Genomic DNA, 11,536 nt, shown 5'->3' with positions numbered 1-11,536 from the left:
TAAGCTGATACAGTATTCGATTCAATAAAATATAGAATCAGGAGTCGCAATTCTTGCGCGTGCATGCTTTCTTTAGAAACGAGCACAAATCGTTCAAAAAAGGCGCCGCCTAGGGGAAGAAGGTAAGACACTATAAAAATAAAGAGTATTTAATATTAGATTTCGCTATAGCGACTGAAACTGAGGAAGAATTAGTTATATATAAAGCGCTTTATGGTGATTGTGGTGTTTTTGCAAGACCAATAGATATGTTTGTTAGCAAAGTTGAGAATAACAAAGACTCTAAAATTGAACACAAATGGAGATTTGAATTAATTTAAGTATATTTCTATTAAAGGGGAGATTAGAGTGCTATCAAATTTTCTTAAGTTATTAAAGTTAACTGTTGTTTGTAAGACTAACGTTGTAGAAGTATATAAAATTAATAGTAGGCTAAAAAAAAGGGATAGTAAAAACAATATTCATTATTTCGAGAAATATAAAGTTTAGTGAAAGTTGAGTTTTTTTCATGAAGGGAATCATTATTCAAAAATTAATTGAATTACATAAGTGGAGCCAAAAGAAATGGTTAATTGTATCATCATTTACAGCGACAACGGGTATATGGTTCTCTTTAATACTTAGCTATTTGGGGCAAGATTTATACCGTTATGAACAATAGTAGATCACTTACATGGATAGGATGGACTTTAACTATTGCAGTTGTATTATTTTCCACCATATTTGTTATAGCTCAAAGAGTCTACGAAAATGAGGAATTAAATAATAATAGAGATAGAATGAAATTGAAGGTCTTTGATGTCACAAACACGGCTTTTAATAATTTATGTGATATTAAATATGCTTCCTTAAAGGAGCAAATAAAAAATATTAAGAATGGAAAATATGGAGCACCTCATATTAATAGCAATCCTAAAGAACAGCTAAAGTACATTATTAAGTCTTTGAATGAATCCCTATGTGCAATCCTGTCATATGATGATTATAAACTGAACAGTGATGAAATGTACGTATGTATACACTATAATTTTCCAGGTAAAAATGAAAAGTGGTTTCTAGCAGAGTGCATTTTTGAAGAGAGAAATATCTCAAATGATGAATTACTAGGTGCGGATTCAACATTTAATAAGCTTTTAAAATCTAGAGAGGACCTACTATTTTATAATTCTAAAGAGGAAGCTAGAAAAAAGCGGGCATATGTTCCTGATTCAGAAGATCAATATGATGAAGAAAGTAATTTAAAAGGGTCTATAGGTTGTTATAGAATACAAGTAATTCACAATAATGTAACTTGTGTTAATGCGGTTATTTCGTTTGTAACTTACTCAAAAAGATTTGTAATAAAAACGATAAAAACGCTATAAATACTGTGAAATATAATATTAAGGAAAGTATCTTTTCTATTTATAAAAAAAGAATTAGTATTGAGTTATGCTTATTGTATATATTGATGCTAAGAGAAAGCGAACAACAACAATCTGAGGAAAAGAGGGAAATTCAGAGAGCTTAATTTATGGTATTTGTTTGGTGGTATGATAACGTTTGAATTAATAATAGTAGTCACAGTTATCTATTTTTAGTTTTGTTAAGTGTCTATCTATACACCAATGTCTATAATGTAATTAATTTCCCCTCATGCAAGTAGGATGTTCATTGTAAAAAGCAGTGCAGTTCATTCATGCACTGCTTTTTACATAGGTAGTAGAAACTATATGGACGGCATGATGTTTGAAACTATTATGACTTTTTTACGTATATAAGGAAGAGGAGGGGGGAAGGTATGAAGACAAAGTTTAAAAATATTTACAATAAAATAAGTTATATTATTATGGTATTTTTATTATTTTACTTGATAATAATTACTCTATTAACTTTAATAGATAAAGGTATTAATGATATGCTTGATGCTATGACATTAATTACTTTGATTGTAGTTGTATTTTCACTTCCTAATATGGCTAATTCTATAAAAGAAGAGTTTGGTCAAAAAGAAAAAGTTTATGTTATAACATCAACATGTTCTAATTGTGGAGAAAAGAACTCGACTAAAGGCACTATTAGTGTAGATAGTAATGAAAGATAGTTTGATTTATTATTAAACCCAACAGCACCCATGCGTTGGCAAATACATTCTGCACATGTTGAGAATGTCGCTTGGCTAGAACTAGCTTAATTTTATAAAACTTTAATATACAGCAGTTGGCTTAAAGGTGTAAAAATATACTTGATAAGCTTACTGCTTTTTTTTTGTTAATAGTGCATTAGAATGTAAAAAGTGAGTAGAAATTAAAAAAATGAGTCAAATGAACTAGGATATTGTAATTGTTTGTAACGTTTTGTAACATTATAATGATAAATGGTAATTATTGAATTTTTTGATATTTTACTAATAAATAAAAAAAGGGATAGGAGAATTTAAATGTATATATCAACTTAGAATCTTCTTCGCAGAATTCCGTACAGCAAGAGCCTGTAAAAATAGCTAGATTAAAAGTAATTATTTTTAGAATAATGCTCAAAAGCTAACTATCTTCAATTACAAGAATTGAAAAGTAGGATTTAGAAATTGGTAACTATGAAAGATTATAAGTATGGGGAGTGGGGAATAGGATGAAAAATGTGCGCGGGATTGTTTTATCAGAAGATGAAACAGTTATTCGGGAGTATGAGGCTTCTTACATAGCTAATCCTAAATCAGAGGGTTACGTGATAGCGACTAATCGTCGTCTCATCTTTACAGGAAGTTCAAAAAGTACACTAGGTTCAAGTATTATATTACGTGATACTAAGATTGACTCAATTTCAGGTGTAAGTGGTGGTCTCACACATAAGAAAAGTCTATTATCAATTGTTATCGGTGCTATTATTGCATTGTTTGGTTTAACTTTTTTCGAAAGTGCATTTAATATTAGCGTTCTGCTTTTAGGGATAGGAGGTTTTTTAATTTATAAAGGATTTAATGCTTCTGGTGTGCAAATGTATTTACTGATTATGAGTAGTGATTCAACTCCGGCTATCAATGTTTCCGTTGAAGCAAGTCGTGGATTTTTCTCACGCATTACATCAAATGATGCATTCTTGACAGTAGCAGCTGCAGGGCCGGGTAGAAATACTGAGCAGATGATTCGTGAAATCAGTGCCCTTATTCAAGATATTCAAATTATGGGTGATTTGGCAATTGATAAGTGGAAAAACTCAAACTATGAAGATAGACCTTTGAAAAAGACATCAGGGTTAGCACCAAAAGAGCCAGATTCAGAGTCGGTAGTTCCAGAATATTGTAGATGTAAAACACCTAATGTAACTGGTGCAGAATACTGCGTAGAATGCGGCGGGAAAATTCAAATGCCACAAACAAATATTTTTGGGTAAATACCTTTATATAATTTAAAGAAATCATTGAATCCATCATTCTGAGTATATATTCAAAATGATGGGTTTTTATGTAACTATGGGGAAATGGGGAAATGTAGAAGATGAGTTATTTAAGGAATGATGTAATTGATGGGCAGAAGCTTGAAAAGTTAGAATCTGTGAAATGGTACGGTAAAGCGACATATGGAATTCCTGGAAATGATCGTACCGGCGTTACAATCCACCCTTTATTATTACAGCGACATATGCTTTTTTTAGGATCGATCGGCAGTGGGAAATCTGTTTCACTCTTCCATTTAATTGATGGACTACGCTCGTATGCAACGGAGGATGATATTTTTATATTTTTTGATGCTAAGGGCGATTACTTGCAAAAGTTTTATCGACCAGGAGACTATGTGCTAACAAATGAACAGGAAGAAGTACCTGGAATGGTTCGTTGGAATATTTTTGAGGATATTTTAGCGACAATTCCGTCTAAGAGAGAAGAGGTAATTTGGGAGATTGCTTCAGCACTATTTAAGGAGGATATGGAAAACTCAAGTGCGCCGATATTTGCAACGGGAGCAAGAGATTTATTTGCTGCTATTTTATGTGCGAAGATTCGGGAGATTGAAAATGGCGGGCCCATTGAGAATCATAATACTTTTATTGAATGGTTACAGGCTGCAACCGATAAGACAGTAAGAAATCTGTTGCTTCACCATCAGGATTTAAAGTGGGTAAAAAATTATATTCATAAATCAAACGACCCTAAAACAAATCAGTCGTTTTTTATGCACTTATATCAAAACTTATTTAATGTCTTCAATGGAACATTCCGTGAAGCTGGAAACTTTTCGTTAACAGGTGCTATTAAGGAAAGAGGCGGACGTGCAGTTTTCCTTGAATATGATATTTCCAGTGCAAATGTCTTGAAGCCAATCTATACGCTAATGTTAGATATAGCAATGAAAAATGCACTAGGACAAAAAGAGAAAGATGTACGAGGCAATATTTTCTTTATCTTAGATGAATTCCCGCTTATTCCGAAGTTGAGCTATATGGATAATGCATTAAATTTTGGACGTTCATTAGGTGTGCGAGTAATTGCTGGTATACAGAATGTTGGGCAAGTTCGTCACGTTTACACAGAAGCATTAGGAAACAGTATTTTAAGTGGTTTTGGTACCATTTTTGCATTCCGTTTGTTTGACGAAGCAAGTCGCTCATTCGTGCGTAATCGCCATGGTATGAATAAGAAAATGGTGGCATTTGCTGCAGCAAACGTAAATAAGGGTGTGCAAGATTCAATAGTTGATGGATTTGTAATAGAGGATTGGGATTTGACAGAACTATCAATTGGTCAATGTATTGTTTCTCCATTTAATGGTGAACCATTTAAATTTAATCCAATTAATTATACGAAATAATGGGAGGTTAACTTGATGAAGGCTGCATTTGTACCAACAGGAAGAGATTTAGGATTTTATGTAGAAGAGAATGGTATGAAATATTACGCTGCTGGCAGTAGCTTAAACTTTATTATTCTGTCGCAGCTAGAGTATTACGCATGGAAAAAACTGCGCAGCTATAAGTCTGTTCTAGAATGGCGAGATGATATGCAAAAAAAGCTAGAGCTGAAGTTTAAGGCATTTGACATGGATATGGTTTTATTAAAACTGATGGATTCGAACTTGATAATGCACTGGGAATTTGATGATCCTGAGGATATTGTATTGCAAAGTACATATGCCGTTCGTAATGGTGTTCCATACGGATTAGAAAATGGAAAATGGAGATTTGGCGGTCCGCTTGAAAAAGACAAAGTAGTTTTAACACGAGAGCAGTATACACTTTGGAATGCAGCCGCAGGTAATGCAACTTTAATTGAAATACTTGCACAAGCAATGACAGAACTTAATATCACTGATGATCAAGTAGCGTTGAAGCTACTAACGGAAGAGGGTAGGAGATTGGTGCGAGTGGGACTTTGGAATATCGAACCTTTAACAAGTATAGGAGGCACCCAACATGCAGAGTAATTATATTGCTATCGGAGAAGACGTAGGTGCGATTTCCTTGCAAGGCAAACAAGTTTATCGTGTGAAAACAAATAAACTAATTGAGTTAAGTGAGTTTGCTTATGAAACGTGGGAAACAATTAAAACTAACTCGAATTCGTTCAATGAAATATTGCAGCAGAGTCTGCTTGATAACCAAGGTGAGCTTCAAATAACAGTCAATAACCTGCTGAAGCAAGGGGTTATTATTGACTTGAATAACAGCTTTGATGAACTATTGTCGAAGTACTCAATTGTACCAAAAGGAATGGCTGGGAAGGAAACAGAAGATGGCTATTTACTAATAGCTTTACGCAACCATGATCCAATTGATGTTACAATTATTCCATTTCTGATATGGCAACTTGCACATCCCTTCGTTCCAATTGTAGATGTATTAAATGCTGTAAAAACAAAAGTGAATATCGATCAAGTTGAGCTGTATACAGAATTGATTGAGTGGATACCCTTGCTGATTGTTAGCGAGGTCATTTCATTAAAACCACTAATCTAAGGGGATATTCAGTATGAGCTTAATTAAAAAAATCGCTACCGGTATAGGGGATTTTACTCAGAAACAATATGTGGCTATCAAAGAAGGGTATCAGAATTTTTATAGTCAAACTCAAGTACTTTCGGAAATGCCCCTAAAAGATTCAATTTCAGTTCTCTCAGGTATCGCAGGAGAAAAAATTGGTCTAAATACCAAAAAAAGTTTGCGGAGTAAGTTGGAGCAAATAAATGATCCTCGAAATATGGTAGATGCCAGCGTTAATTTAGAAAGAGCAATTGCAAAAGGAGTAGGCTCTTTTTCCATACATGCAGTAGCTAAGGCATCCTCTATGGCCATTAATATTCCAGGCGTAGGGGCGGTTGGAGAAGCTGTAATAGGATCTGCGTTAGATAAATGTGGATTAGGCAGCTTGAAAGCCAAAGCTGCAACTTATGTAGGAAGCAAAACAGAAAATTTTTATAAAGAAAATTTTGAAGCTAAAAGCAGAGAAAGAATTCAAAAAAAGTTTGACCAATTAACTAAGGAAGAGCGTCGAGAAAAGAGACAAAATCTTCAAAAAAAATACAATAAGGAAAAGGTCAAATACGAGAAATTAAAAGCCTATCGAGAAAAAGTAGCTAATGTAAAAAAAGAAAAATTTCAAAAACAGGTAACTGGCGATAAAAACAGTGAATCTAGCGATGATGACGATGATTCAGATAATCAACAAAGAGATGATTTGGAGCAAAGTACACTTAGTGAAGAAGAAAGTGAACAGGATAGTGACTCTGAAGTGCTAGAGGATGAAACATCAGAAGAGCATAAATCACTCGAAGAGGCTGAAGCTGAAGTATTTGATGAGCAGGATGATTTTGAACAAGAAGAAGTAATCTCAGAAAGAACTGAAGAGGAGAAGGAGTCAGAACCGGACGGCGAGGACGAAGAAGACGAAGAGGACGAAGAAGAAGACGAAGAGGACGACGAGGAAGAAGACGAAGAGGACGACGACGAGGAAGAAGACAACGAAGACGAAGAAGACGACGAGGACGAAGAAGAGGCCGAAGAAGAGGACGACGAAGAAGACGAAGAGGACGACGACGAGGAAGAAGACGAAGAGGACGACGACGAGGAAGAAGACGAAGAGGACGACGACGAGGAAGAAGACGAAGAGGCCGAAGAAGACAACGAAGACGAAGAGGCCGACGACGAAGAAGACGAAGAGGCCGACGACGAAGAAGACGAAGAGGCCGACGACGAAGAAGACGAAGAGGACGACGAAGAAGAAGACGAAGAGGCCGACGACGAAGAAGACGAAGAGGACGACGAAGAAGAAGACGAAGAGGACGACGACGAAGAAGAAGAGGACGACGAAGACGAAGAGGAAGAAGAAGAGGACGAAGAAGACGAAGAAGACGAAGAACAAAAAGAAACAGAACAAGAAGATGAAAGCTATTAATAAAAACCCGTATTGTATATCCAAATAAGATTAAAGGAAGATATTATGATTGAAAAAAAATTATGTCAAAATCCAGCTTGTCAACAAGAAAATGGTGTAAATAGTAAGTTTTGCTTAAAATGTGGTCATAAATTCACACAATCTACGCAGCATGTCTCGCAAAAAGAGCTATTGCAAAAGAATATTAGTAGTATCAAAGCGCTAGTGAAAGAGATTAAGGTCCCATCCTTTATAAATAGAAAAATATTAATCTTAACAGGAGCAATAGTAGCGTTGGTTTTGATTACTGTCATAGTTTTAGGGATGACGTCGAGCAATAAAAGCGAAATATTGGATACTTTAGAGAGGGTCACTGTTTCAGGTGATGTGGATAATTTATATGATATTTTCACGATTGATGAGGTGACAGAGCTAGAAGAACAAGTATATAAAGATTATTTAGAGAACAATGATGTAGGTCTAACAGCAAATTCACTTGTTGAGGCAATAGAATACTTACATGAAAGTGATCAAGCATTGGTATATGCTTCATCCCAATATTCATATGCAGACGAATTTAAAGTGACAATGACGAAGAAATTGGGAATATTTAAATCATACGAGATCCAGCCAATTAAATATGAAGTAACCGCTGTAGCAAATGAAGATGATATTGAGTTAGTCTTTGATGAACAGGATATTTCTTTATCAACCGATTCAGAAATAGTTATAGGTGAATATTTGCCAGGAAAATATCCGTATACTCTTTTCTGGGAAAATCTGCTTGGAAGTACTAAAGAGGAAAGGGAAGTCTATGTAGCTCCAACTGAGTTAAATGAACTAGATGGAAGAGTTTCTTATTATAAAGTAGCGCTGGAAAATGACGAGTTTCCAGAATTGGATTACTATATTAACGGTGAAAAAAAAGATACTACAAACTATGTAGAAGATGGTATGCTACTAGTGCCAGAAGGTGCGGATTTTGAGTTAACGGCATCCTTTGAAGAGGATGGTGTATTATATGAATCTGAGACTTTATTAATTGATGGCAGTAGCTATTATACGTTTGAATTTCCAAAATATAATGAAAATATACAAGCAGAGTCAGCGAAACAGAATGCTTATAAATATATAGATTCACTAATCAATAGTTATTTGTCTATCTATACGTCAGGAGATATCGGAAACCTAAGTACTGTCATCTCAGAAGATGCACCATTTCTCAAAGAACAAACTAAGTATTTACAGGGTCTAATCGAAAAAGATATTCAGTTAGCAATCAATCATTTTGAAATTCTGAATATGACAGAAATTAGGACTGGAAGTTATACTGTTTCGGTACGTGAATCTTATACCATTCAGAAACCTAATAAAAGTGCAGAAGAGATGATCCAAGAATCAATTTATGGTGTAGATATAATTGATGGTGTATTTTATATTACAAGCCTTAAGCTCGCCAATAACTAGTTTTCTAGCTGAGTAAACTGAAATCTTAGCTAAGTTTTAAAACAAATCTTTAAAAGTAGACGGTTTAGAAGTACGGATATCTCACCTCTAATTGGCCGTCTGCTTTTACTGTTTGTTTATGTTTGATATTGCTATTACTGAAAACATAGTACTTAAAATTTAAAAAACACTTGAATAGTAAAGACAATAATGATGAATACTCGGCCTTTAGATGTGGTCTTATTACCGAATGTCCACGGATATAATAGAATTATCGAAAGAATTGGGATTACACAAATAAAAGTGGTTGTTAGAGCATTCTGTCTACGCTAACAAACGTAACAAAGGTACCGGGTAAGAGTGATTACCTAGCAAAACTGGATGAAGTAACAGCATAACGAAGTCATCGATAAGCGCTAGAACTATCTCTCATTAGTAAGAGGAGTAGAAGTGAAAGAATGTTTACGCATTAGGATTATGTGCCCTACTTTTAGGAACTACGGGATGTTCAGGAGAAGAAGTTTACGAAACTAAGAGCACAGAAGTAGTTCAAGCTCAGGAAAAAGTAAATACCAAACCAAAAACTCCTACTACAGCCAAAGAAGAAAATAAAGGACTAACCACCCTTTTTCAAGAGGAAGCAAAGGCTTTAGGAAAAGAAACAATAGACGAGTTATATGCGGCCTTACTTGACTCAATGGAAAAATATGATTGGACTATTGGCTTCAACGAACCTGATATGGATGTAATTCGAAAATCTATTGAGGCATTTTGTACAGGATCCAAGATAATGAAAAATCTTTTTAAATTTTTATGACCAAACTAATGTGTACGGTATCCCTTTTGAAATACGACCAGACGTCCGCCTTTTCGCTGAACAAAATGGTAAAGAATTGAAAGTAGATACTTTAGAATTGGAAGATGGCTTGGGTACACATACATTAGTAATTCTGGTATTTATGTATGAGTATGGAATTTGGAAGTTAAACAATTGGACTATGGACTTTCCGGATGACATCCATTTAAACAAAGAAGAAGCCTAAATTATTGTAAATACATATAGTGAATACCTATATACATACAGTAGATGGTGTAAAACATTATGTATTTGAAAATAAAGAAAAGACCACCTATGTCAACGGCGCTACTACATTAGTTACGTACCCTAAATTAGATGAAGAGATTCTAAAAGAGGAGCCTAAACAAACGACAGAAGACTCTTCAAATAGCCAAACAACTAATTTGAAAAAAGAGGAATGGGAGCAAAAGCTTGACGATGTATAGGCAAAAGATTGGTCTCGGGAATCTGCTGACTTTGATGATGTTGAAGGTTAGAAGGTCAGGAAAAAAACGCTCAACAAGGTTTCAAATTATGGAATGATTTTTTGAACGAAATTTATGGAGCGTTGAGAGCCAACTTGGATTCAATACTTAAATTTTTGACAGTAGCAACAATTTTTACCCAAATAGCTAAAGAGGTTGATAAACCCACCAACATCCCGTGTGTTGCCACATACACTCCACACATGTAGAAAATGTCGCTCAGCTTATATTGAAATAAGGCAGTCAGCCCTCTCGGGGGCACTGCCGTTTTTTATGTCTTCAACAATTTCGATATTAAAAAGGAGCTCCAACATAAAGTTGTAACTCCTTTTCAGCTCTTATTGTGGTAATGATATTAATTTCTTATTTTAATCAATTGGCTAATTAAGTGTGGTTACATAAGAGTCTCTGTCATCCAACCTGGCGCAACAAGGTTAAGCTTTGGTCATATTATGTCAATGATTATCGCAAAAGGCACTATGATTGACCACACTAGTTTCATTTTGAATAGTCACATCATTTTAACTGACGCTGACGGAGAATTAGTCCGTCCTTATAATTTTATATATGCTAGTCCTAAGCATTCTGGACCGGTATGACTGCCGATAGCTGGGCCAATGTCTGCGATGATTACTTGTGAGAAAGACTGTTCCAATTGTAGATCTTCACTTAATATTAGTGCTTTATCGAGAGTATTGGAATGTAAAATGCAGACCATTTCTTTTTCGACTTTGGACGCTAAAAATCTTTCTTTTATTTTCTTGATAGCACCAGATGTTTTTCTAGCTTTGCATACATCTTGTAGTGTTCCAGCTTCTGTGACAGATAGAATGGGCTTAATACCTATGAAACTTCCTATCTTTGCAATCGCAGGGGTAAGTCTGCCACCTCTTGCTAAATGTTGCAAGTCATTCACGTAAAATTCAACGTGGTAGGAATGCTTATTTTCATTTAGGTGATCAATAATTTGGTCGTAGGAATAATTCTCTTCTCTCAACATACATGCTTTTATTACCATCATTCCCATGGCCATAGAAGCGGTGCCGGAATCTACCACTGTAATACGGCAGTTTGGATATAAGTCTAGTAATTCAAGGCTAGCCATTCTTATATTATTGAAGGTACAACTCAATGAACTAGAAAGAGCTATACAAATGACATCATTTCCTTGCTCTAGCTCTTTTTTTAGTAATTCCATTGCGGATGAAGGAGAACTAGCGCTAGTCTTGGCAATCTCTCCATCTTTTAATCTTCTATAAAACTCCTCGTTGTCCATCTTGCGTCCTGAACCATACTCTATATTATCCTCAAATTGAAAATGAAGAGGGATGATTTTAATATTATATTTTTTAATTACCTCAACAGGTATATCGCAACTTCCATCTGTAATAATTGAAATGTTCTTCATGAAATCCTCCATTA

11 protein-coding genes and 1 pseudogene are annotated in these 11,536 nt (G+C 34.9%); 11 read left to right on the top strand and 1 reads right to left on the bottom strand.

From position 1 onward, the window contains the following. Positions 1 to 131: 131 nt before the first annotated feature. The 11 genes and pseudogenes from IEO70_RS20440 to IEO70_RS10745 all read left to right on the top strand — a co-directional run. Positions 132 to 320: pseudogene (locus IEO70_RS20440) on the top strand (DUF1653 domain-containing protein); the annotation flags it as partial. A 188-nt stretch (positions 321 to 508) separates the two neighbouring features. After that, complete coding sequence (locus tag IEO70_RS10790; protein ID WP_190998377.1) at positions 509 to 661, top strand: hypothetical protein; 153 nt, start codon at positions 509 to 511, stop codon at positions 659 to 661. Then, entirely contained in the window at positions 651 to 1,364 is a 714-nt protein-coding gene (locus tag IEO70_RS10785; RefSeq protein WP_190998376.1) for a hypothetical protein, read from the top strand. The genes IEO70_RS10790 and IEO70_RS10785 overlap by 11 nt, the downstream gene beginning before the upstream one ends. Before the next feature lie 416 nt (positions 1,365 to 1,780). After that, the gene (locus tag IEO70_RS10780; RefSeq protein WP_190998375.1) at positions 1,781 to 2,083 is read left to right on the top strand and encodes a hypothetical protein; all 303 of its coding nucleotides are present in this window, start codon (positions 1,781 to 1,783) and stop codon (positions 2,081 to 2,083) included. A 527-nt stretch (positions 2,084 to 2,610) separates the two neighbouring features. Then, positions 2,611 to 3,372, top strand: a complete 762-nt coding sequence (locus IEO70_RS10775; protein ID WP_190998374.1) for a hypothetical protein — start codon at positions 2,611 to 2,613, stop codon at positions 3,370 to 3,372. A gap of 104 nt (positions 3,373 to 3,476) precedes the next feature. Then, entirely contained in the window at positions 3,477 to 4,787 is a 1,311-nt protein-coding gene (locus IEO70_RS10770; RefSeq protein ID WP_190998373.1) for a type IV secretion system DNA-binding domain-containing protein, read from the top strand. A gap of 15 nt (positions 4,788 to 4,802) precedes the next feature. Next, positions 4,803 to 5,399: a hypothetical protein gene (locus tag IEO70_RS10765; RefSeq protein ID WP_190998372.1), complete on the top strand. Its 597-nt coding sequence runs from the start codon at positions 4,803 to 4,805 to the stop codon at positions 5,397 to 5,399. Beyond that, on the top strand, positions 5,389 to 5,931 hold the full coding sequence (locus IEO70_RS10760) for a hypothetical protein (protein ID WP_190998371.1): 543 nt from the start codon (positions 5,389 to 5,391) through the stop codon (positions 5,929 to 5,931). The genes IEO70_RS10765 and IEO70_RS10760 overlap by 11 nt, the downstream gene beginning before the upstream one ends. Positions 5,932 to 5,944: 13 nt before the next feature. Next, positions 5,945 to 7,366, top strand: coding sequence for a hypothetical protein (locus tag IEO70_RS10755; protein ID WP_190998370.1), 1,422 nt, complete (start codon positions 5,945 to 5,947; stop codon positions 7,364 to 7,366). Positions 7,367 to 7,411: 45 nt separating this feature from the next. Continuing rightward, on the top strand, positions 7,412 to 8,812 hold the full coding sequence (locus IEO70_RS10750; protein ID WP_190998369.1) for a TcaA NTF2-like domain-containing protein: 1,401 nt from the start codon (positions 7,412 to 7,414) through the stop codon (positions 8,810 to 8,812). Between the two features lie 1,041 nt (positions 8,813 to 9,853). Continuing rightward, positions 9,854 to 10,075 (top strand): hypothetical protein, encoded by a 222-nt coding sequence (locus IEO70_RS10745; RefSeq protein ID WP_190998368.1) that lies wholly within the window; start codon positions 9,854 to 9,856, stop codon positions 10,073 to 10,075. Between the two features lie 592 nt (positions 10,076 to 10,667). On the opposite strand, the gene IEO70_RS10740 is transcribed toward IEO70_RS10745, so the two are convergent. Next, complete coding sequence (locus IEO70_RS10740; protein ID WP_190998367.1) at positions 10,668 to 11,522, bottom strand: DegV family protein; 855 nt, start codon at positions 11,520 to 11,522, stop codon at positions 10,668 to 10,670. Positions 11,523 to 11,536: the final 14 nt, after the last annotated feature.

Origin of the sequence: Peribacillus faecalis (genome assembly GCF_014712675.1) — a bacterium.
Taxonomy (GTDB): Bacteria; Bacillota; Bacilli; order Bacillales; family DSM-1321; genus Bacillus_AD; species Bacillus_AD faecalis.
This window is presented reverse-complemented; position numbering and strand designations above follow the sequence as displayed.